This is a genomic window from Thiohalocapsa sp., assembly GCF_022340605.1.
Classification (GTDB): domain Bacteria; phylum Pseudomonadota; class Gammaproteobacteria; order Chromatiales; family Chromatiaceae; genus Thiohalocapsa.
The window spans coordinates 53,771-74,920 of the sequence record NZ_JAJDNQ010000076.1 but is presented as its reverse complement, the minus strand read 5'-3'; the positions used below and the strand labels follow the sequence as shown (position 1 = coordinate 74,920).

Annotated in this window: 18 protein-coding genes; 6 read left to right on the top strand and 12 right to left on the bottom strand. The window is 68.0% G+C overall.

The window, feature by feature from the left end:
• Positions 1 to 39: 39 nt before the first annotated feature.
• The 4 genes from LJE69_RS10025 to LJE69_RS10010 all read right to left on the bottom strand — a co-directional run bounded on the left by LJE69_RS10025 (position 40) and on the right by LJE69_RS10010 (position 4,866).
• Positions 40 to 1,647 (bottom strand): alpha/beta fold hydrolase, encoded by a 1,608-nt coding sequence (locus tag LJE69_RS10025; protein WP_296924455.1) that lies wholly within the window; start codon positions 1,645 to 1,647, stop codon positions 40 to 42.
• Between the two features lie 16 nt (positions 1,648 to 1,663).
• Complete coding sequence (gene fabA, locus LJE69_RS10020) at positions 1,664 to 2,179, bottom strand: 3-hydroxyacyl-[acyl-carrier-protein] dehydratase FabA (RefSeq protein ID WP_296924453.1); 516 nt, start codon at positions 2,177 to 2,179, stop codon at positions 1,664 to 1,666.
• A gap of 84 nt (positions 2,180 to 2,263) precedes the next feature.
• Entirely contained in the window at positions 2,264 to 3,991 is a 1,728-nt protein-coding gene (locus tag LJE69_RS10015) for a proline--tRNA ligase (protein WP_296924451.1), read from the bottom strand.
• A gap of 530 nt (positions 3,992 to 4,521) precedes the next feature.
• Positions 4,522 to 4,866 carry a phenylpyruvate tautomerase MIF-related protein gene (locus LJE69_RS10010; protein ID WP_296924449.1) on the bottom strand — a complete coding sequence of 115 codons (345 nt, stop codon included), beginning with the start codon at positions 4,864 to 4,866 and terminating at the stop codon, positions 4,522 to 4,524.
• 515 nt (positions 4,867 to 5,381) lie between these two features.
• On the opposite strand from LJE69_RS10010, the gene LJE69_RS10005 reads away from it, so the two are divergent.
• The 3 genes from LJE69_RS10005 to ilvC all read left to right on the top strand — a co-directional run bounded on the left by LJE69_RS10005 (position 5,382) and on the right by ilvC (position 8,949).
• Entirely contained in the window at positions 5,382 to 7,109 is a 1,728-nt protein-coding gene (locus LJE69_RS10005; protein ID WP_367114655.1) for an acetolactate synthase 3 large subunit, read from the top strand.
• A gap of 188 nt (positions 7,110 to 7,297) precedes the next feature.
• Positions 7,298 to 7,789 (top strand): acetolactate synthase small subunit, encoded by a 492-nt coding sequence (gene ilvN, locus LJE69_RS10000; protein ID WP_296924444.1) that lies wholly within the window; start codon positions 7,298 to 7,300, stop codon positions 7,787 to 7,789.
• A 143-nt stretch (positions 7,790 to 7,932) separates the two neighbouring features.
• Entirely contained in the window at positions 7,933 to 8,949 is a 1,017-nt protein-coding gene (ilvC, locus tag LJE69_RS09995) for a ketol-acid reductoisomerase (protein ID WP_296924536.1), read from the top strand.
• A gap of 125 nt (positions 8,950 to 9,074) precedes the next feature.
• On the opposite strand, the gene LJE69_RS09990 is transcribed toward ilvC, so the two are convergent.
• The 3 genes from LJE69_RS09990 to LJE69_RS09980 form a co-directional block, all read right to left on the bottom strand.
• Entirely contained in the window at positions 9,075 to 9,836 is a 762-nt protein-coding gene (locus tag LJE69_RS09990) for a DUF2189 domain-containing protein (RefSeq protein WP_296924442.1), read from the bottom strand.
• Between the two features lie 255 nt (positions 9,837 to 10,091).
• Positions 10,092 to 10,655: a hypothetical protein gene (locus tag LJE69_RS09985; protein ID WP_296924440.1), complete on the bottom strand. Its 564-nt coding sequence runs from the start codon at positions 10,653 to 10,655 to the stop codon at positions 10,092 to 10,094.
• Positions 10,656 to 10,672: 17 nt separating this feature from the next.
• Positions 10,673 to 11,575, bottom strand: coding sequence for a hypothetical protein (locus LJE69_RS09980; protein WP_296924438.1), 903 nt, complete (start codon positions 11,573 to 11,575; stop codon positions 10,673 to 10,675).
• Between the two features lie 164 nt (positions 11,576 to 11,739).
• Here LJE69_RS09980 and LJE69_RS09975 point away from each other — a divergent pair, with 164 nt between their 5' ends.
• A complete protein-coding gene (locus tag LJE69_RS09975) occupies positions 11,740 to 12,129 on the top strand; it encodes a nuclear transport factor 2 family protein (protein ID WP_296924436.1) in 390 nt (129 codons plus the stop codon).
• A 69-nt stretch (positions 12,130 to 12,198) separates the two neighbouring features.
• Here the strand turns inward: LJE69_RS09975 and LJE69_RS09970 are convergent, their stop codons facing one another.
• A complete protein-coding gene (locus LJE69_RS09970) occupies positions 12,199 to 12,759 on the bottom strand; it encodes a hypothetical protein (RefSeq protein ID WP_296924434.1) in 561 nt (186 codons plus the stop codon).
• A gap of 464 nt (positions 12,760 to 13,223) precedes the next feature.
• On the opposite strand from LJE69_RS09970, the gene LJE69_RS09965 reads away from it, so the two are divergent.
• Both LJE69_RS09965 and LJE69_RS09960 read left to right on the top strand, forming a co-directional pair.
• Positions 13,224 to 13,682 carry a cytochrome c gene (locus LJE69_RS09965; RefSeq protein ID WP_296924432.1) on the top strand — a complete coding sequence of 153 codons (459 nt, stop codon included), beginning with the start codon at positions 13,224 to 13,226 and terminating at the stop codon, positions 13,680 to 13,682.
• A gap of 8 nt (positions 13,683 to 13,690) precedes the next feature.
• The gene (locus LJE69_RS09960; RefSeq protein ID WP_296924430.1) at positions 13,691 to 14,719 is read left to right on the top strand and encodes a cytochrome c; all 1,029 of its coding nucleotides are present in this window, start codon (positions 13,691 to 13,693) and stop codon (positions 14,717 to 14,719) included.
• A gap of 405 nt (positions 14,720 to 15,124) precedes the next feature.
• Here LJE69_RS09960 and LJE69_RS09955 read toward each other — a convergent pair whose 3' ends face one another.
• From LJE69_RS09955 to ptsP, 4 genes are all read right to left on the bottom strand, one after another.
• A complete protein-coding gene (locus LJE69_RS09955; protein ID WP_296924428.1) occupies positions 15,125 to 15,265 on the bottom strand; it encodes a DUF4870 domain-containing protein in 141 nt (46 codons plus the stop codon).
• 114 nt (positions 15,266 to 15,379) lie between these two features.
• Positions 15,380 to 17,485 carry a PTS transporter subunit EIIC gene (locus tag LJE69_RS09950; RefSeq protein ID WP_296924426.1) on the bottom strand — a complete coding sequence of 702 codons (2,106 nt, stop codon included), beginning with the start codon at positions 17,483 to 17,485 and terminating at the stop codon, positions 15,380 to 15,382.
• A gap of 245 nt (positions 17,486 to 17,730) precedes the next feature.
• Positions 17,731 to 18,228: a hypothetical protein gene (locus LJE69_RS09945; protein WP_296924424.1), complete on the bottom strand. Its 498-nt coding sequence runs from the start codon at positions 18,226 to 18,228 to the stop codon at positions 17,731 to 17,733.
• 110 nt (positions 18,229 to 18,338) lie between these two features.
• Positions 18,339 to 20,873, bottom strand: coding sequence for a phosphoenolpyruvate--protein phosphotransferase (ptsP, locus tag LJE69_RS09940; RefSeq protein ID WP_296924422.1), 2,535 nt, complete (start codon positions 20,871 to 20,873; stop codon positions 18,339 to 18,341).
• Positions 20,874 to 21,150 lie beyond the last annotated feature (277 nt).

The window sequence follows — 21,150 nt, the reverse complement described above, 5'->3', positions numbered from 1 at the left end:
GCGGTCGCACCAGGGTGATGTCCGGCGCCGACGCGGTCGTCAGCCCAAGAGGGGAAAGCTCACGGCGATGGCGCTCGCGAAGACCAGCGCATTGGTGATGGCGGCCACCAGCGGTTGGCGGGTGCGTCGGTAGATCCAGCCGCTGAACAGCCCGTAGACCAGGAATAGCACCAGGATGGCCGGGATGATGATCACCAGGAAGAACAGCTTGCTCAGGTTGAGCGCGACCGCCAACATCAGCGACGCCAGGAACAGCAGCTTGGTAAGCGCGTACCCGAGCCGGGGTGCGCGCGGCCCGCGGGTGAGCCACTCGTCCGCGATGAACCACAGCACGGTGCCGGCGAACAGTGCTGCGACGGTGGGCAGGCGGTGGGGTGCCGGCAGGAAACTGGTGACGAACAGGTCCGTCGGCAGCGACAGGGCGAGGATCTCGAACAGGGCCACCAGCGCGATGGCGGCGAGCAGCGCCTTGATGGACGAGTTGCCGAGCTGCGGCAGGGCGCCGGCACGCCAGAGCCCGGCCAGGGTCAGCAGGCCGTAGAGACCGAAGTGGAGCGCGATGTAGTCGCCGATGGCGATCGCCAGGAAGTCCGTCGGCATCGGCCAGAGTAACAGCGGGGTCAGCACGGCGGGCACCACCGCGATGGGCCAGAAGCGCCGCCAACCCCAGTCGGCATCTGACCCGGCGCCCAGGCGCTCCGCCGACACCGTCGGCAGCAGCAGCGTAAGCGGCCAGGCCAGCAGCAGCACGCCCAGGTAGTAGAGTCCGAGCCAGGGCGCGCGGTGGTCGATGGTGCCGTTGGGCTTGTTCCCAGCTTGGCCGCCGTCGTGCGTGCCGCGGCCGAAGGCGGCATCGAGCCAGTCGCGCGCGGCACGCAGCGAGGTGGCGCTGTAGAGCACGCCGATGTGTTCGACGCGGTTGGCGATCACCAGCCGCCGGGCGGTGCCGTCCTCGAGGCTGCCGTAAGTGACGTTTGTCTCCACCGCGGCCGGGTCTAAGCCGCCGGCGGCGGCCACGGCCTCGCGCCCCTGCGCCTGGATGACTGCGGGCTCCAAGGCACCGTAGATGAACAGCAGGTTCACCGTGGGCAGTCGGTCCAGGGGCAGCGACAGGTAGGGCGACACCGCGACGATGGCATCCACGCCCGGATGCGCGCTCGCGTAGCGTGTGGCGATGTCGCCGGCCATGGAGTGTCCGAGCAGGGCGAGCCGGCCGTCGCCGCCCGGCAGGTCGCGGGCGAAGTCCACCACCTCCGACAGTGCGCCGACCAACGCCGCGGCGCGCGCGGGGTCGCCGATCTGGCCGGCCAGCGGCTTGGTGTTGCGGCCGTGTCCGGGGAAGTCGAATACGACCGCGCGGTAGCCGTTGCGGGCCAGGGTCACCGCGAAGGGATGCATCAGTTGCCGGGAGCCGGCGTAGCCGTGGGCCACCACGACAACCGGCCCGGGGGGCGCGTCCTTGGCCTGGAAGACGGTCACCGGCGTCGTGCCGATGCGGGTGCTGTGGATGGCGATCCCGGCGCGGGTTCCGAACAAGCCGGCCAGCCCCGCCAGCATCAGCGCCAGCCCAGCTACCGCCGCGACCCAGTGCGCAAGATGCCAGCGCGACGCTTGGGGCGCAGTGAGATGTCTCGTGCGTTGCAGCACAGCGGCAGGCGTGGACTCAGAAGCCCTCGGTGGACGTAAAGAGCCCCACCCGCAGATCCTTCGCGGTGTAGATGGGGCGGCCGTCCACGTCCATGACCCCATCGCCGATGCCGAGCACCAGCTTGCGGGTGATCACGCGCTTCATGCTGACGCGATAGGTGACCTTGGTGGCCGTCGGCAGCACCTGGCCGGTGAACTTCACCTCGCCGACGCCGAGCGCGCGCCCGTGGCCGGGGTTGCCGATCCAGGCCAGGTAGAAGCCGACGATCTGCCACATGGCGTCGAGGCCCAGGCAGCCCGGCATCACCGGGTCGCCGGGGAAGTGGCAGCCGAAGAACCAGAGCTCCCGGTCGATATCCAGCTCGGCAACGATCTCGCCCTTGCCGTAGTGGCCGCCGTGGTCGGCGATGTGCGTGATGCGGTCCATCATCAGCATGTTCGGCACCGGCAACTGGGCGTTGCCCGGCCCGAACATCTCGCCATAGCCGCAGGCGAGCAGTTGCTCGCGGTCGAAGGATTCGGTTCTGCTCATGCGGGGTTGGAGTCCTTGGTGTTGGGTATTCGGGGCCGGCCTGGGAGCGCGGAAGAGGCGTCGCCCGGCGCGGACGTCCGGGCCTCAGCCGGCGAGGCTGCGCTCGAGGAATGGGACGATCTCGTCGATGGAAATCAGTTGCATTTCGGCGTCGGTGCGGCCCTTGTACTCCACCTGGCCGTTGTCCAGGTGCTTGTCGCCCACCACGACCCGGTGCGGGATGCCGATGAGCTCCATGTCCGCGAACATGAAGCCCGGGCGTACGTCGCGGTCGTCCAACAGCACCTCGATGCCGGCGGCGGTGAGGCGCTCGTAGAGGTCGTCCACCGCCTCGCGGACGCGGTAGGACTTGGCGTATTTCATGGGCAGCAGGGCCACCTCGAAGGGTGCGATGGCGGCGGGCCAGATGATGCCGCGGTCGTCGTGGTGCTGCTCGATGGCGGCGGCGACGACACGCGAGACGCCGATGCCGTAGCAGCCCATGGTCATGGTGACCGCCTTGCCCGCCTCGTCCAGCACCACGGCCTTCATGGCCTCAGAGTACTTGGTACCGAGCTGGAATATGTGGCCTACCTCGATGCCGCGGGCGATGGTGATGCTGCCGGACCCATCCGGGCTCGGGTCACCGTCGATGACGTTGCGCAGGTCGGCAACCTCCGGCAGCGGCAGGTCGCGGCCCCAGTTGAGGCCGAACCAGTGCTTGCCGTCGGTGTTGGCGCCGGCGCTGAAGTCGGCCGCCACCGCGGCGGCGCGGTCGGCGATGCATGGCAGCGCCAGGCCCGAAGGCCCCAGCGAGCCGGGGCCGGCGCCGACGGCCGCGCGGATCTCGTCCTCGCTGGCCATGCGCAGCGGGCTTGCCACGCGGGGCAGCTTCTCGGCCTTGACGGCATTCAGCTCGTGGTCGCCGCGCACCAGCAGCGCCACCAGACCGCTCTCTTCTCCCGTCTCGGGGTCGGCCGCGGCCACCACCAGCGTCTTGATGGTGCGTTCGATGGGCTGGCCGAATTGCTCGACGAGGTCGGCGATGGTCTTGGCATTGGGGGTATCGACGATGCGGGCGTCTTCGGCCGGTGCCGGCGGCGCGTTGGCGGGTGCGACGGCCTCCGCCAGCTCCACGTTGGCAGCGTAGTCGCTGTCAGTGGAGAACGCGATGGCGTCCTCGCCAGAGGCGGCCAGAACGTGGAACTCGTGCGAGGCGTTGCCGCCGATGGCGCCGGTGTCCGCCTGCACGGCGCGGAAGTCGAGCCCGCAGCGGCTGAAGATGCGACTGTAGGTGTCGTACATGACCTGGTAGGTCTCGGCGAGCGAGGCGTGGTCCAGGTGGAAGGAGTAGGCGTCCTTCATCAGGAACTCGCGTGCACGCATGACGCCGAAGCGCGGGCGTACCTCGTCGCGGAACTTGGTCTGGATCTGGTAGAAGTTGACCGGGAGCTGCTTGTAGCTCTTGAGCTCGTTGCGGGCGAGGTCGGTGATGATCTCCTCGTGCGTCGGGCCGAAGCAGAAGTCACGCTGGTGGCGGTCCTTCAGGCGCAGCAGCTCCGGGCCGTATTGCTCCCAGCGCCCGGACTCCTGCCACAGCTCGGCGGGCTGTACCGCCGGCATGGCGACTTCTAGCGCGCCGGCGCGGTCCATCTCTTCGCGCACGATGCGCTCCACCTTGCGCAGCACTTTCAGCCCCAACGGCAGCCAGGTATAGAGGCCGGCGGCGAGCTTGCGGATCATGCCCGCGCGCAGCATCAGCCGGTGACTTGCGATCTCCGCATCGGCCGGGGTCTCTTTGACGGTCTGGAGCGGGAAGCGGGACGTGCGCATCGGGGAAGATAGGAGCGGTGGCACAAAATCCAGCAGTCTAGCGGCGGTGGCGGATGCGGACAAGTTGAGCCGGCCGCGGCATGGCCCCCCGCCGCGGGCAGTCGGGCACGTGTCAGGGGGCGGTCGCACGCGAACCCGCGGGGACTCTGAAGAAGAACTAAGCAACACGCAAAAGGGGCGAAAAGGCCCCGTCTTGTCGTAAATCCTCCCCTTTTCGCGTGTTTCGTGTATTTCGTGTGTAAGAAATTCCGGTGTCTCCAGGGTGGCCGTGCTGTTCAGTGCTTACACTCTAGTGCAGCGTTTCTCCTAACTTTGCTTTCGTTGTCGCTGTCGCTGTCGCTGTCGCTGTCGTTGTCGAGTATCCGATTACGACCACGACCACGAGCAGAGACTTCGACCAGGTTCCTGGGCTCCGGCCCCACTCGGGTTGGCGCCCTGCAAAAGTGGCTGAAACGGGGTACCAGCGAGATGCTTGGTAAACCTAGGAAGAGCAGTTGACCGCTACCAATGGCATCGAAATGCCCGCGGTGTCAAAAGGTCCGGCCGTCGAAGCCGAACAGGTGCCGCGGCGGCGAGGCGAATTCGATGTACACGCGCGATTTCGGCACCCCGAGCTGGCGTCCGACGAGGTCGCACAGCGCCGCCGAGAGCTCGGTCGTGCGCTGCTCCGGTAAACCCAGGCTCTTGAGCTCGAGGTAGGCGCAGGGCGCGGCATCGCCGCCGAAGCACATGTCCGCCACCGGCTCCAGCAGCACCATCACGTAGCCCTCCGGCTTGCCGAGCAGTTCGGCGACGGCGGCGGAGGCGGTGCGCAGCAGGGTGTCGCGGGGGCGGTCCGCGAGGTCGGCGTTGGTCTTGATCATCAGGGTCGGCATGGGCGGTACCTCCGGAGGGGTGACTGGTGTGCGTGGCGCCGGGTGCACCGCGCGCGGGCTCAATCGCAAGCGTCTTGGTCAGGGCGCGAGCGAAGTATTTGCAGCGACGGACCGGCGCGTCAACGCCGCGGGGGCGCGTCGCCGACGCAGCTCGAAGGGGCCGATGGGCTTTGGGGATGCGGGCGCAGTCTTGACCAAGACCGTAGGATTCACGTATTTTCAGCTGTTTCCCGGCGCGCATCCCGCCTCGGCTCCTGGTCGTATGGGTCGGGGCCCCGGTGCCCCACCGCGGCTGCGCCCGGCATCGTGCCGTGATTCCCGCAGCTCCGAGATGTCCGCATCGGCGCGCGCCGGTCTCGCTTCGATAGCATTGCCTAGCCCGCCGGCCGCCGCCATTGCCAAGGCGCCGCTACCCGCTTTTCGAGAGGTCGCCCCCCGTGGATCATGCCCAGTCGGATCAGACCATGCCCGATCAGCCCGCTCCGGGCGACAGTTCCAACCCGGCCAATGCCCTGATGCAGCTCAGTGGCGCGGAAATCACCGTACAGGCGCTGATCGATGAGGGGGTCGAGACCGTCTTCGGCTATCCCGGCGGCGCGGTGCTGCACATCTACGACGCGCTATTCAAGCGCGACGAGATCAAGCACATCCTGGTGCGCCACGAGCAGGGCGCCAGCCATGCCGCGGACGGCTACGCCCGCGCCACCGGCAAAGTGGGCGTCTGTCTGGTCACGTCCGGCCCCGGCGCCACCAATGCCGTGACCGGCATCGCCACCGCCTACATGGACTCCATCCCCATGGTGGTGCTCACCGGCCAGGTACCGACGCCGGTGATCGGCAGCGACGCCTTCCAGGAGGTCGACACGGTCGGTATCACCCGCCCCTGCGTCAAGCACAACTTCCTGGTGAAGCGGGTCGAAGATCTGGCCCTGACCATCAAGAAGGCGTTCTACATCGCCAAGAGCGGCCGGCCCGGACCGGTGGTGGTGGACATCCCCAAGGACGTCACTGACCCGAACATCAAGATCCCGTATCAGTACCCGGTGGACGTCCATCTGCGCTCCTACAGCCCGGCCCAGCGCGGTCATCACGGGCAGATCAAGAGGGCGGTGGAAAAGCTGCTCGCCGCCAAGCGGCCAGTGTTCTACACCGGTGGCGGCGTGGTGCTCGGGGATGCCGCCGAGGCTCTGACGACACTGGTGCGCCAGCTCGGCTATCCCATCACCAGCACGCTGATGGGCCTTGGCGCCTATCCGATGACGGACAAGCAGTTCCTCGGCATGCTCGGCATGCATGGCACCTACGAGGCCAATATGGCCATGCACGAGACGGACTGCCTGATCGCCATCGGCGCCCGTTTCGACGACCGCGTGACGGGCAAGATCGAGCACTTCTGCCCGCATGCCGAGATCATCCACGTGGACGTGGACCCGTCGTCCATCTCCAAGACCGTCAAGGTGCACGTGCCCATCGTCGGCCCCGTGCAGAGCGTGCTCGAGGACATGCTGGCGGTGCTCGAGGACCTCGGCGGTCAACCGGACCGGGATGCGCTCACCGCCTGGTGGCAGCAGATCGACCAGTGGCGGGGCGTGGACTGCCTGCGCTACGACCGCACCAGCCAGGTCATCAAGCCGCAGTTCGCGGTGGAGACCCTGTACAAGGTCACCAATGGCGATCTGTACCTGACCTCCGACGTCGGCCAGCACCAGATGTTCGCGGCCCAGTTCTATCCGTTCGACAAGCCCCGGCGCTGGATCAACTCCGGTGGCTTGGGCACCATGGGCTTCGGCCTGCCGGCGGCCATGGGCGTGCAGATCGCCCATCCGGATGCTCCGGTGGCCTGCATCTCAGGCGAGGCGAGCATCCTGATGTGCATCCAGGAGATGGCCACCTGCAAGCAGTACGACCTGCCCATCAAGGTGATCCTGCTCAACAACGGCTACATGGGCATGGTCCGCCAGTGGCAGGAGTTCTTCTACGAGAGCCGCTACGCGCACTCCTACGTCGATGCGCTGCCGGACTTCGTGCACCTCGCGGAGAGCTTCGGTCACGTCGGCATGCGCGTCGAGAAGCCGGACGAGCTCGAAGCGGCCATGCGCGAAGCCTTCGGCATGAAGGACCGCTTCGTGTTCCTCGACGTCGTCGTCGACCCCACCGAGAACGTCTATCCGATGATCTGCGCGGGCAAGGGCCACCACGAGATGGAGCTGCCGCCGACGATGTCGGAGCGGGAGCTCGCATAGCGCCAAACGAGAACGAATACTGGAGTAGGGCAGTGGCCGTCGCACTCTGTCTTGGCCGGCAAAGTGCGAAGTGCGCACTGCGAAGTGCGGGCTCCCCCGCCAACGTACTACGCACTAGGCACTGCGCACCTGATTGCCAAGCATTGCCGTAGCGCCAAGACGGCACACAATGGTCGAGAATCGAACGCATGCGACACATCTTATCCATGCTGGTGGAAAACGAATCCGGTGCCCTGTCGCGCATCGCCGGTCTGTTTTCCGCCCGCGGCTACAACATCGAGTCCCTCACCGTCGCGCCGACGGACGAGCCGACGCTTTCGCGCATGACCCTGGTCACCAGCGGCAACGACGATATCGTCGAGCAGATCAAGAAGCAGCTGAACAAGCTCATCGACGTGGTGAAGCTGCAAGACCTGTCCGAGGGCGAGCACATCGAGCGCGAGATGATGCTCGTCAAGCTCAGGGCCACGCGCGATGATCGCGACGAGCTCATGCGGCTGGTGGACATTTTTCGCGCAAAGGTCATCGACGTCACCGACGTGAGCTATGTCGTCGAGCTGACCGGCGCATCCAAGAAGCTCGACGCCTTCATCAAGGCGGTGCCGGAAGGGCTCATCATCGAGGTCGTCCGCTCCGGCCCGACCGGCATCTCTCGCGGCGAGAAGGGGTTGACGGTATAGCCATAGCCGAGGGCCGAGGGCCGAGGGCCGAGGGCCGAGGCGAGCACGCGGCCCTCGGCCCTCGGCCCTTTTTGCAGTCCGACTCGCCATCGGCGCGGGCTGCGCACGTTCCAACATCGAACCCAGGTTCCAGTTAAATGCCGATTAACGTTTATTACGACAAAGACGCCGACCTTTCGCTGATCCAGGGCCGCAAGGTGGCCATCATCGGTTACGGCTCCCAGGGGCACGCCCATGCCAACAACCTGAAGGAATCGGGCTGTTCCGTCGTCGTCGGCCTGCGCCCCGGCAGCGCCTCCGCCGCCAAGTCCACCAACGCTGGCCTCGAGGTGCGCGACATCCCCGCCGCCGTGGACGGTGCCGACGTGGTCATGGTGCTGGCGCCGGACGAGCACCAGGCGAAGCTCTACAGGGAGCAGATCGAGCCCAACATCAAGCAGGGCGCGGCGCTTGCCTTCGCGCACGGCTTCAATATTCACTTCGGTGCCATCGAGCCGCGCGCTGACCTCGATGTCATCATGATCGCGCCCAAGGGCCCGGGCCACCTGGTGCGCAGCACCTACACCCAGGGCGGCGGCGTGCCGAGCCTCATCGCCGTCTACCAGGATGCGAGCGGCAGTGCCCGCGACATTGCCATGGCCTACGCCAGCGCCAACGGCGGTGGCCGCGCCGGCATCATCGAGACGACCTTCCGCGAGGAGTGCGAGACTGACCTCTTCGGCGAGCAGGCGGTGCTCTGCGGCGGCCTCACAGCGCTGATCCAGGCCGGCTTCGAGACCCTGACCGAGGCCGGCTACGCGCCGGAGATGGCCTATTTCGAGTGCCTGCACGAGGTCAAGCTCATCGTCGACCTCATCTACGAGGGCGGCATCGCCAACATGCGCTACTCCATCAGCAACACGGCCGAGTACGGCGACCTGACCCGCGGCCCGCGGGTCATCACCGACGAGACCAAGGCCGAGATGAAGCGCATTCTGGGCGAGATCCAGTCTGGCAGCTTCGCCAAGGAGTTCATCCTCGAGAACCAGGCCGGCGCGCCCGCGCTGAAGGCCATGCGCCGCCTGGGCCAAGAGCACCAGATCGAGCAGGTGGGCGAGCGCCTGCGCGAAATGATGCCCTGGATTCGCGAGAAGCAACTCGTGGACAAGTCGAAGAACTGAGGCCGCGCGCTCCAGCTCGGGGCCAGCGCCCTACAAGGCCGTCGCGAGGCGGCCTTTTTTTTGGCCGCTCCGCGTGAATGTCCCCAAGAGATGCGCCTTTGCTGTCGCGTCGATACGCCGGCAGCTCAGCCGATGAGGTCGCGGTAGGCGTGCCAGGTGGCATGGCCGAGCAGCGGGAAGACGACGATCATGCCGATCAGCATGGTGATGAATCCAAACGCCACGAGCGCCACGATCAGCGCCGCCCAAACCAGCATCGCCGGCAGGTCGGCGAAGGTTGCGCCATAGCTGGCACGCACGGCCGTCGCGGCGTCGGCGTCGCGGTCGATGATGATCGGGACCGCGACCACGGAGCGCGTGAATACGATGGCGGCGAGGATGCCGCCGACGCCGACGTAGGAGAGGGACTGTGCCGTGCTGACGTGGTAGAGCATGCCGCTCCACATCGTCTCCGTCACCCCTGGCGCCGCGCTGCCCAGCGCCATGTCCATCATGATGGTGGAGGCGGCGAACCAGACCGCGCCGATGACCAGCAGCCCGAGCGCGAAGCGCACCAGCGCATCACGGTGGTCACCGAGGGCCGACAGTGAGTCCCCGAAGCCAACGGGCGCGCCCCGTTCCCGGCACCGGGACAACTGCACCAGCCCGGCGGTGAACATCGGGCCCACCAACAGGAAGCCCGTGATGTCGGCGGCAATGAAGTAGGGATGGCTCCAGAAGGTGAGCAGGAGCGCGCCCAGCGCCGAGACGATGAATCCGTAGGCGAGGCTCGCGGCGGGGTTGTGGCGCAGGTCGTCCCATCCCTGTCGCAGCCAGATAAAGGGGCGGTTCAGGCTGACGCCCTTGATGTTCAAGGGTGATATGCCTGAATGAGTCAGGGTGGCCATGGTGAACCTCCGATGATCGCGTGCGGCGGAACGCCACCCCGGGCGACCCCGAGGGGCCGGAGTCCGCGGCAGCACCGCGATCACCCGGTCGATCGGCGTCCGGTGGCGTCCAGCGCGCGGTTGGCACCCGAGTATTTTGCTCGGGCATTATCTTAAGCCTAGAACGCGCCGGCCGAACTACAAGGCTGCCGGCAATCGAGGCGAGGCTAGCGGGACGTCCGACGCTGACCGGAGCGCTCGCCGGCGCGCCAGAGATCAATCAGAGCGGGGCCGTGATGGCCCAAGCCGGCCGGGCAGGATGCCGGCGAGGCGCCGGCGCCAGGTCGGCACCGGACGATCCGCTCCCTGGATGCGGGCGTCGATGGAGATCCGCAGCCGCGCGCAGGCGGCCGCGATCGCTTGCTCCAGTCGCTCGGCGGTGGCGGGCTCGGTGTAGAACGAGGCGGTAAAGGAATCACCGTAAGGGGCCGGGCCGCCGCAGAAGGCCCAGAACTCGGTCTCTTCCATAATGACCAACTGCCGCCGGTGCAGGATCAGCACACGCAGCGGCGGCAGGCGCTCGTCCTCCGCCGCGGCGCGCAGGTGCGCCGCAAAGGGGTCGAGGTTGTCGTAGCGGTTCTCTGCGTCCGCCTGCACCTCGACGGCGTCGTGCGTCACCGTATCGGTGGCCGCGGCGAGCAGCGACAGGAAGACCTCGGCCGGGAAATGCAGCGTGTCGTGGTCCGGCGATGCCGTGTCCAGCACCACCGCCAGGCGCGCCGTGAGGCTCGCCTGCAACGCCGCCTCGGGCACCGGTGTCAGCGGGTGGTAGCCGCGCACCAGGGTGACACGCGGCGCTATTCCGTCTCGCCCAGCACGATCCATTCTTCTTTCTCGAGTGGCGTGAAGATCCAGTCGTACAGGCTCTCGCTGACCTCCGTGCCGACGAACATCCCGACGACGCCGCAGCCGACGCCGCCCGCGGCGCCGCCCACCAGGGCGCCGACGGGCACGGTGACGAGCTCTTCCGGCGCCGCCGCCTGCGGACCGGCCTGACCGAGCACACCCATGAGCCATGCGCCGCCCGAGGCACCGACACGTGCGCAGTACCGGCCGGCGGCGATGCCGGCGGTCCATCCGCCCACTTGGCGCACTACCTCGCGCGCCCTGCGCTCCGCGTGCCAGACATCGTAGACGCTCATGCCGACACCCACCACGAACAGCGCCCTGCCGCCCCAGCGAAAGACGGTCAGCGCACGCCCCGTGGCTTGGCTGCCCGCCGTGACGGCGTGATCGGTGGTCTTGAGGCCATCGATGTGGGCGAAGCCCTTGGTGACGTTGTAATGCCACACCGGGCGGCCCGCCGTGCTCTTCAGGCCGTGATAATCCAGCCGGAAAACGCGCTTCGGATTCGACGCCTTGTAGATGAACAGGGCGGTCGTGCTGCCTTCCTTCGGCACCCACATGCCGGGCTGCGGCCGGCCGGTGATAAAGAAGTCCTGCCCGCTGAGGCGCACCGCGGTCTTGCCGCGCAGGCTCACCTCCCACCCGGCCCAGCCGGCGCCGAGGTCTCTGATCTCCACCGGTTTCTCCACCGGTTTCTCCACCGGGCTCTGTATCGAGTTCGGAGTGGATGCCGTGCCGGCCGCGCCGTGTGTGCCCAAGGCGGTCGCGCTTTCGGCCTGGACCTCGTCGCACACGTCCACGACGCCGGGTTTTCTGCAGCCAGCCATGTTGTCGATGCCTTTGTCGGTGCTCATGCCATGATGACGGGGCGGTGCGCGGCCACAACCTGGCGCCTGCCATCGCCTGCCATCATCTGATGATCTGCCCCCAGTCTGTGCTCATGGTAGACGACGTGGCAACGGCTCGTCCTTGGCTTAGAATCGGGCGGATCGTTTCAACTCCCGGCGCGAGGCCGAGGATGCCTGCCTGCGATGCCCTGAACGAATCCGCGCGAGCTGTCGTCGATGCCTATCTCGACGCCCTCGCGTCCCACGACCACGATGCGATAGCCGCGCTGATTGCACCCGATGGCTTCAGCTACGTGAGCCCCATCGCCAGCATCCACGACGGTGCGGCGTTTCTCGAGTACATGATGATGACCGGCGGCATCCTGCTCGGCATCCAGCGCCGGCGGGTCTTCGTGGACGGCGACGAGGTCTGCCATTGGCTCGTGTTCGAGACCCAGCTCTCTGAGCGCATCTCCACCCCCGCGGCGCAGTGGGCCAGCGTGCAGGGCGGGCGCATCACGCGCATCGAGTTGCTGTTCGATCCGCATCGGTGGCGGGCGCTGTTCGAGCCAGCCCAGTGAGCCAACATGGTGACCCGGCAGTGAGAGCCGGCGCGCCGGATCACGCGAACGCCCACACGAGCCAGATGGTCACTCGCCCGCGGGTTCCGGCCAGTGTGCCGCCGTGTCGGGGTTGCCGGCATGGCGCAGCCGCCGTTGGTCCGGCGCATCGGGGTCGATGACCGCCTGGCGGTCCAGCAGCCGCTCCAGGCGGGCCTCGGCCTTGGCCAGCAGCCGGGCATAGCGCTCGTCGATCTCGCGGCGGCGTTGGGCGTGGGTGTCCGCGTTCAGCAGGGGGGCTGTTCCAGCCGCGTCGGCCGTGTTGGCCGCGTAGGCGGTGCCGCCCGTCGCCGGTACTCCGTGGCGCGACTGCGGTGTCGCCCGTGCCTGCTCCATGGCGGACCGCGCCTCGGCAGCCGCGGCATCGAGGCCCGCCAGCTCGGCAGCGCGCTCCTTGCGCAAGTCGCTGATGCGGCCCTCGGCCCGGGAGATCTCGCGGCGCAGTGGGATGGGCGCCAGCGCGTCGATGTCCTGCACCTCCGGGATGCCCGGGACCGTTGTGGCCGCGGGCTGCGCACGTTCCTGTGTGGCCGGCGCCGCGGACGAGGCAAGCGTCGGACCCGCCAGCAGCGCGGCGACGCCGATTGCCATTCCCGCTGCCAGGATCAGGTCCCGAATCCGCCCCGGCATCCGGTCCCGCATCTGGCGTAAGCGGCTGTGAGCCCGGCGCGACACGGCTGCGTCGGCCGGACTGCGCGTCGATTTTATTGGCATCGGAGCGGTTCCCCCGGTGACGGAATACCTGGTCGGGGCTGATGAGGGTGGCGTGCGCGCCCGGTTTCGTCGTTTTCGGCGGTGACTGACATGCGCGCGGGTTTCCGGTTTCTGACGTAATGTGGATGCGACGGGTTTAGGTGACCCGACGGCCTCGACAGTTCCACCGCCGGCCCGCTTCCTCAGGCGGGGTATTCTAAACGGCACATCGCCCTAGCTTCGGCCGGCGGGTCGCTTGATCGCTTGCCGGCCCTTGATGCGCCGGGGATGGCACGCAATTTTCCCGAACACTTATGGCACCCGACAGCAACCCATCCGACAGCACGATTGGAGTCGACCGTATGAACAAGCTGCAAGTCATTGTCGCCACCCTGGCCGCCGTGGGGCTCGCCGGCGCCGCCCTCGCCGAAGACCTGTCGCAGGAGAAGGTTGAGCAGGCCATCAAGTATCGCAAGAACGTCATGACCACCATGGGCGGCGAGGTGGGCACCGCCATCGGCAGGCTCCGCGACGGCTTCGACTACGGTCCGAGCCTCGAGGCGGTCGCCGCCGGCCTCGTCGCCAACACCCAGGACATCCCGGCGCTGTTCCCCGAGGGCACCGATTTCGGCGATACCGACGCCACCGCGGAGGTCTGGTCCGACGCACAGGGGTTCGCCGACAAGGCGCAGCAAGCCAAAGACGCCGCCGCGGCCTTCTCCGAGGCCGTCAGCTCCGGCGACAAGGCCGCCATCATGGGCGCCTTCAAGGACCTCGGCGACGCCTGCAAGGGCTGCCACGAGGCCTACCGGAAGAACTGAGCATGGGCATGGGCTCGCTACCCGAGGCGCGCGGCTCGTGCCGCCGCCGGCACCGCCGTTGCGGCGGCGCCGGCGCTTGGCTGTTGCTGATGCTGGCAAGCGCGGTAGCGGCCCAGCAGACAGCGGAGCAGGGCGCCCGGGCCGATCAGGCCGCGGCCCCTGAGCAGGGCAGCACGGCGGCTTCCGAGGTCCGCGACACGGCTCGGGGCAAGGCCCGCGGTGGAGGCAGCGCCGCGAATGCCACCGTCGAGCGCGGCCGCTACCTCTTCCATGCCGCGCTCTGCGGCGTCTGCCACACGGCGAAAGGCGGCAAGCCGCTGGCCGGCGGGCGGGCCATCGAGAGCCCCTTCGGCACCTTCTACACCAGCAACATCACGCCCGACCCGGATTACGGCATCGGCGGCTGGTCCGACGAGGACTTCGTCCGCGCGCTGTCGGAGGGCGTATCGCCGTCGGGCACGAGTTACTATCCTGCCTTCCCGTATACCTCTTTCACCAAGCTCACCCGCGAGGACAAGCTCGCGCTCAAGGCGTACCTGGATACGGTGGAGCCGGTGGCGCAGCCGAACCGCCCACACGAGCTGGCGTGGTTCCCGGCCTGGCGCTGGCCTATCGGTATCTGGAAGGCGCTGTACTTCCACCCCGGTACCTTCCAGCCCGACCCCGCGCGCGGCGACACCTGGAACCGCGGCGCCTACCTCGCCGAGGCCGCCACCCACTGCGCTGAGTGCCATTCGCCCCGCAACGTATTCGGCGCCGTCGAGCAGGGCGCCCGCTACTCGGGTGCCGACGCGGGCATCGAGGGTGGTGGCACGCCCAACATCACGCCGGACAAGGCGACCGGCATCGGCACCTGGACCCGGAGCATGCTGGCGTTCTACCTGGAGATCGGCATGGACCCAAGCGGCGACTTCGCCGGCGGCGCCATGGCCCACGTCATCGACGAAGGCACGGCCAAGCTGACTGCCGATGACCGCGCCGCCATCGCCGAGTACATCCTGTCCCTGCCGCCCATCGCGCACCAACAAGAAGACTGATTTGCGCCGCAGCGAACGCTTTGTCCTCATTGCTGCGCCCGTTGCCCGACCGTTACCCGACCTAGCCGTTGCGGGATCGCATTGGCGGTTCCGATCGGTGCAGGTGGAGCGGCGAACGAGGCCCGATGGCCGGTCCGAGCGAGGCGTCGATCATGAATGCGTCCGCCGCCGCGACGGCGCCGTCCTCGGCACGACGGGCGCCCAATCGCGGCGGGGACGCCGCTCCCACGGGGTCATGGCTGTGAGGGGAGTTATGATCAGGGCCCCGGCGACGTAGGTCGGGCCGACGCCAAGAGGCCGGACGAGGGGCGTACTCCGGGCGACTCGGCCCGGCACCCGGAACCGGAGCCCAAGGTTACGCCAGCGTCGGTGAGACCACGAGCCCTGTCCCGAGCGGTCCGGCACCTAGCTGAGAAACTGGATGCTGAGCGGATACCGCCACAACTCCCCGTTGTTGGCCTTCACGCCGCCGATGATCGGGAACACGATGGTCAGCACCAGCACCGCGAGCAACAGCGGTATGCCGATGACGACCAGGCTCAGCACTTCAGGATCGTAGGTCGGGTTAGCGATAGCGTAACGCGACAATCAATAGCTTACGGACGCCCATCGTCGGGCTACGCTGCGCAACCCGACATACACCGAATCCTTTCACGGTATCTACCCCGCCAGCGCCGCCTTCATCTCCGCCGCGTACTGGTCCGCGTTGAGTCCGACGATGAGGTGCAGCACATTGTCCGGCAGGCGCATGACGGCAGCGACGCCGGCTGCCGTCAGCGCCTGATCGTCGAGCTTGGTCTCGTCGCTGAGTGCGACGCGCAGGCGCGTTTCCGCGGCGGCCTCGGTCTGCAGGATGTTGGCCGCACCGCCCAAGGCCCGGATGATGCCGCGGACCTTCTGCGGCGCCTCCGGGTCGCGGGCGCGCGGGCGGAGCTCGTCGGCCTTATAGCGCACCTTCGGCGCCGCGGCGCCCTCGGGCAGCTCCGCCTCGGCGCCGGCGTGGGCGAGGTACTCTTCCATGTCCGTCTTCAGGTTGTCGGACTTGGGGCCGAAGATGGCCTGCATGTTGTTGCCCACCACCACGACGCCGGCGGCGCCCATGGCCTTGAGTTTGTCAGGGTCGGCCTTGTCGATGTTGGCCACCTCGATGCGCAGGCGCGTGATGCAGGCGTCCAGCGCCTTGATGTTGCTCTTGCCGCCGAAGGCGAGCACCAGTTCCTTGGCGTATTCGTCGGCGACGATGTCCTTGTACTCCGTCGCCTCCGTCGTCGCCGGCTCGCGGCCCGGGGTTTTGAGGTCGAGCTTCAGAATCAGCACCCGGAATACGCCGTAGTACACCAAGGCGAAGATGGGCCCGAGGATGAGGATGATCCAGGGCTTGATGTTGTTGACCCAGTAGAGCGCATAGTCGATGAAGCCGTGGCTGAAGGAATAGCCTAGCCGGGCGTCGAGCAGATAGGTGACGAGATAGGCAATGCCCACCAGCACTGCGTGGGCCACGTAGAGCAGCGGGGCCACGAACAGGAAGGCGAACTCCAGCGGCTCGGTGATGCCGGTCAGAAAGCTGGTCAGCGCCGCGGAGCCCATGATGCCCGCAACGCGCGCCTTGTTCTCCGGCTTGGCGCAGTGATAAATAGCCAGCGCCGCCGCGGGCAGGCCGAACATCTTGAACACGAAGCCGCCACCGAGGATGGCCGCCTCGTAGTCGCCGGCGAAGTAGCGGCTGATGATGCCGTGCACCGCCTCGCCGGTGTCGGGGTCGACGTAGGTGCCCACCTCGAAGAAGAAGGGCACGTTCCAGATGTGGTGCAGGCCGAAGGGCAGCAGCATGCGCTCGACGACGCCGTAAATGGTCACCGCCGCCGCGGGGTTGCCGTAGGCGGCCCAGTCGCCGAAGCTGCGGATGGCCCCGCCGATGGGCGGCCACACCAGCGCCAGGATCGCCGCCAGGCCGATGGCCGCGAAGGACACGACGATGGGCACGAAGCGCTTGCCGGCGAAAAAGCCGAGGTACGGTGGGAGCTGGATGCGGTAGTACTTGTTGAACAGCCAGGCAGCAATCAAGCCGATGAGGATGCCGCCGAAGACGCCAGTGTCGATGGACTCGATGCCCATCACTTTCTTGATCTCGGCGCGGCTCTTGGCGACCGGGAAGGGCGTGGCGTTGCCGCTGCCGTCCTGGTACAGCGCCAGCGCGCCGCCGCCCTCGGAGACCTCCTGCACCGAGAAGGGCGCGACCACCTGGGCGTCGCCGTCGCCGCAGCGGATCTCGCGGCTGCCGTCGGTGCCGGGGGCGATCTCGTCCAGCCGTACCTTGCTCAAGGTGCGGCCCTGGGCGTCGAGACAGATGAAGCGCTCGTGGGCGGGGTCGTACTCGACGTAGGCATTGCTGCCGTCCGCGAGCGCCAGCGGCTCCGCCGGCGCCATCCAGTGGATGAACATGAGCCCGATGACGCCGAGCGCGGCGATGAGCACGAAGTAGCCGACCGTGGCGGCCATGGCGGCAACGCCGTCGTTCTTGGTGAAGCCCAGTACGACGCCGATGGCGAAGATGAGCGGCAGGATGGTGAACACCGCCCCGCCGGAGGCGGCCATGACCTCGCCGATGGCGATGAGCCAGTCGGGCAGGCTCTCGGCATTGGCCAGCGAGCTGCCGACGCCGAGCAGGATGCCCGCCACCGGCAGCACTGATACCGGCAGCATCAACGCCTTGCCGATCTTCTGTAGATTGGCGAAGGCGGCATCCCAGGTGGCTTTCAGGCTCATGCTTGTTGTCTCCCGTGGGAGCGGCGTCCCCGCCGCAATGGCTTCGTGCTGTGGGAGCGGCGTCCCCGCCGCGCTTCCATCGAAATCAAATCATGCCGAGTCGCGTAGGTCGGGCCGACGTCAGGAGGCCCGACGCTGGTGCTGTCGGGCGTCGCTGTCGCTCGGCCCGACCTGCGCTGGCTGGTGTTGTCGGGCTTCGCTGTGGCTCGGCCCGACCTGCGTGGCCCGGCCCGGCCTACCGGTGGCTACCGACCGCGCAGCTCATCGACCTCCGTCTGCACGGCCTTGATGCGCGCGTCGTATTGGTCCTCTACGGCGTCCATCGTGCCCTGCACGATCTCCCAGGTCTGGTCGTCGGCGGGGTTGCCGCTGCCGCGGTCGCGCTGCGCGGCGAGCTCGGCGAGGCGCTGGTCGCGCTCCTCGGTGAGCGCCTCGATCTTCCGTTCGGCGGCCGTGATGCGCTCTTGCGCTTCAGCCGCGACGGCGGTGTCGTCGGCCTTGGTCTCCTCGGTCTGGATGCTCGCTTCGGCCGCCGCCTCCTCGCGCGCGCTGGGTGCATCGTATTGCAGGTCCAGCTCGTGTGCGTCGGGGCCGCAGGGCTCCGCGGAAAAGATGACGTCGTTGCCGGTCTGGCAGCGGTACATCTGCCGCTCGGCGGCGGCACTGGCGGCGCCGGCGAGGGCGAGCGTCAGCGCGATGGCGATGGGGCCGACAGCCGGGGCCTTGTTGGTTGCATAACCCATGGTGATCCCCTCCTGTGGTGACGTGGCTAGGCGGTGACGATGGCGAAGCGCGGTGGGTTCAGCGGGCGCCGCGGAGCACGCGCCGCGCTGTCCAGCCTAGGCCACCTCGGTCAATATTGGCTCGGCACCAGCGCACGAACCTCGGCGGCGGTGTCGCAGGCGAGCGCCTGCTCGGCCAGCGCCTGACACTCCGGCAAGGAGCGCTCGCGGACAGCGGCCTTCACCGCTGGAATGGCCGGTACGCTCACCGAGAGCTCGTCCACGCCGATGCCCAGCAGGATCGGGACTGCCTGCGGATCGCTGGCGACGCCGCCGCAGACACCGACCCACTTGCCCTCGGCATGGGCGCCGTCGCAGGTTTGCGCGATGAGCTTGAGCACGGCCGGGTTCATGGCATCGGCCTTGGCGCCGAGCTTCGGGTGACCGCGGTCCATGGCCAGCGTGTACTGCGTGAGATCGTTGGTGCCGATGGAGAAGAAGGCGACCTCGCGCGCGAACTGCCGGGCCATCACCGCCGTGGACGGCACTTCCACCATGATGCCGACCTCGACGTCGCCGGCGTCCGGCACCTTGGCGCGCTCCTCGTCCACCAGGCCCCGCACCGAGCGGATCTCGTCGATGGTGGCGATCATCGGGAACATCATGCGCAGCTTCGCCCCGGGCGTCGCACTGGCGCGCAGGATGGCGCGCACCTGGGTGCGCAGGATCTCGGGCTTGTCGAGGCCGATGCGCACGCCGCGGATGCCGAGGAAGGGGTTTTCCTCCCGCGGCATCGGCAGGTAGGGCAGGGGCTTGTCGCCGCCGACATCCAGGGTGCGGATGATCAGCGGGCGACCCTCCAGGGCCGTGGCGATGTCGGCGTAGATGCGGGTCTGCTCGTCCTCGCTGGGTGCGGTATGGCGCTCCAGGTACAAAAACTCCGAGCGCAGCAGGCCCACGCCCTCGCCGCCGAGGGGCAGCGACTGCCGCGCGTCCTCGATGCCGCCGATGTTGGCGACCACTTCCACCCGATGCCCGTCGGTGGTGACGGCCGGCTCGTGGGCGGCGGCGAGGTTGGCCTGTTTCTTCTCCGCCAGCTTGTGCTTCAGTGTCAGGATGTGGTCCACCTCCGCCGGGTCCGGGTCGATGCGGAGCTGTCCCTTACCGCCGTCCAGGATCACCTCGGCACCGTCGGCCAGCTCCAGCGCGCGTGGCTCGATGCCGGCCACGGCCGGGATGTCCAGCGAGCGCGCCAGGATGGCCACGTGCGAGGTCGCGCCGCCGCCGACGGTGGCGAAGCCGAAGACCTTCGCCGGGTCCAACTTGGCGGTGTCGGATGGACTCAGGTCCTCGGCGATAAGAATGGCGCCCGCGGGGATCTCCGGCTCCTGCACCGGCTGGCCCGTGAGGATGCCCAGCACGCGCCGGCCCACGTCGCGCAGGTCCGCGGCGCGCCCAGCCATGATCTCGTTCTTGAGCCCCGCCAGGCGCTCGGCGTGGGTGCTATAGGCGCGCTGCCAGGCGAAGGCGGCGGACTTGCCCTTGGCGATGGCGCTCTCGGCGATGTCCAGCAGGTCCGGGTCTGCCAGCAGTTCCTGATGGGCGGCGAAGATGGCGGCCTTGGCCGGGTCTGCCTTGGCATGCAGCTCGGCCTGCAGGGCTTCGAGCTCGTTCTTGGCGTGCTCGATGGCGTCGTCCAGGCGGCGGCGCTCCACGCGCGGCTCGTCGGTGGCGGCCTCGGGCACCCGGATCTCGTCGCGGCGGAGCTGGAAGACCTTGCCGACGCCAAGCCCGGGTGATGCGGCGACGCCGAGCAGCAGGCTTGGGTCCTCGGAGCGCGGGCGCGGCGGCGGCGCGTTGGCGGGGTCCGGCTCCATGGTGGCCGGCGCCGGGGCGGGGGCCGTGCCCTCGTCGCCGAGTCCGGCGGCCAGCTCCGGCGCGATCGCCGCGATGGCCGCCTCCGCGTCCGGCCCGGTGGCGACGAGTACCACTTTGTCGTCTTGTGACACCTCCAAGGCCATGATGGAGACGACGCTCTTGGCGTTGGCCTCGTCGTTGCCGCGCTGAAGCAGGATGCGTGACTCGTAGCGCTTGGCCAGGTTCGCCAGCACCGCGGCCGGGCGGGCGTGCAGCCCGGTGGGGTTGGGTATCAGGATGGCCTCGGAGCTGACCGTCCTGCCGGTGGCAGCCGCCTCGGCGCCGGCGGCGGCCGTCGTCAGGGTCAGGAATGCGTCGCTGCCCGCATTGACCAGGCCGGACGCCGGCTCCAGGGCCGTTACGCGCTCCATATTCGTGACCAGGATCTGGGTCAGCAGGCTCTTCGCGTGGGTGGCCAGGTAATCCGCATCGAATTCGATCAGCGGATCGCCGGTCTGCACCGCATCGCCCTCGGCGACCCTTGGCCGGAAGCCCTCGCCCTTCAGGCTCACCGTGTCCAGACCGATGTGCATCATCACCTCGATGCCATCGGCGGTGGTCAGCGTCACCGCGTGGTGGGCCTTATGGAGCTGCGTGACCTTGCCGTCGCAGGGCGCCACCAGCAACTGATCGATGGGGTCGATGGACGCGCCATCGCCCACCATCTTCTGCGAGAAGACGGGGTCCGGCACCTGTTCCAGCGGCACGATGACGCCGGTAAGCGGGGCCTTCAGGGTGATGCTGGCCAAGGCGGCTTCCTCCTGCGGGCTTGGTGGCACGAGGCGATTGCACCGGCCGTGCCGGATCTCATTCGTCGGGGTACGTCAGCCCGATGGAGTGTAGCCCAGAAGAGAGCGGGTTTCGTGTGCGGAGAATAGCCGTTTGGTGTCGCGACCCGTGGGTGGCGGATGGGCTAAAGCTGGCGTGGGTGCCTCATTGAACCAATTGACGAATATCGATAGCGGTATCTGCGATGACGAGCGACGTGGAAAACCTGGTCCTGGAGCACCTCCGTGCGATCCGCGT

Coding starts and splice junctions, on each gene's coding strand:
- ilvN (WP_296924444.1), top strand. CDS start 7,298: ATGCGACACATCTTATCCATGCTGGTGGAAAACGAATCCGGTGCCCTG.
- LJE69_RS09960 (WP_296924430.1), top strand. CDS start 13,691: ATGGGCTCGCTACCCGAGGCGCGCGGCTCGTGCCGCCGCCGGCACCGC.
- LJE69_RS09990 (WP_296924442.1), bottom strand. CDS start 9,836: ATGGCCACCCTGACTCATTCAGGCATATCACCCTTGAACATCAAGGGC.
- LJE69_RS10005 (WP_367114655.1), top strand. CDS start 5,382: ATGCAGCTCAGTGGCGCGGAAATCACCGTACAGGCGCTGATCGATGAG.
- LJE69_RS09950 (WP_296924426.1), bottom strand. CDS start 17,485: ATGAGCCTGAAAGCCACCTGGGATGCCGCCTTCGCCAATCTACAGAAG.
- LJE69_RS09945 (WP_296924424.1), bottom strand. CDS start 18,228: ATGGGTTATGCAACCAACAAGGCCCCGGCTGTCGGCCCCATCGCCATC.
- LJE69_RS09965 (WP_296924432.1), top strand. CDS start 13,224: ATGAACAAGCTGCAAGTCATTGTCGCCACCCTGGCCGCCGTGGGGCTC.
- LJE69_RS09970 (WP_296924434.1), bottom strand. CDS start 12,759: ATGGCAATCGGCGTCGCCGCGCTGCTGGCGGGTCCGACGCTTGCCTCG.
- LJE69_RS09975 (WP_296924436.1), top strand. CDS start 11,740: ATGCCTGCCTGCGATGCCCTGAACGAATCCGCGCGAGCTGTCGTCGAT.
- LJE69_RS10010 (WP_296924449.1), bottom strand. CDS start 4,866: ATGCCGACCCTGATGATCAAGACCAACGCCGACCTCGCGGACCGCCCC.
- LJE69_RS10015 (WP_296924451.1), bottom strand. CDS start 3,991: ATGCGCACGTCCCGCTTCCCGCTCCAGACCGTCAAAGAGACCCCGGCC.
- LJE69_RS09980 (WP_296924438.1), bottom strand. CDS start 11,575: ATGAGCACCGACAAAGGCATCGACAACATGGCTGGCTGCAGAAAACCC.
- fabA (WP_296924453.1), bottom strand. CDS start 2,179: ATGAGCAGAACCGAATCCTTCGACCGCGAGCAACTGCTCGCCTGCGGC.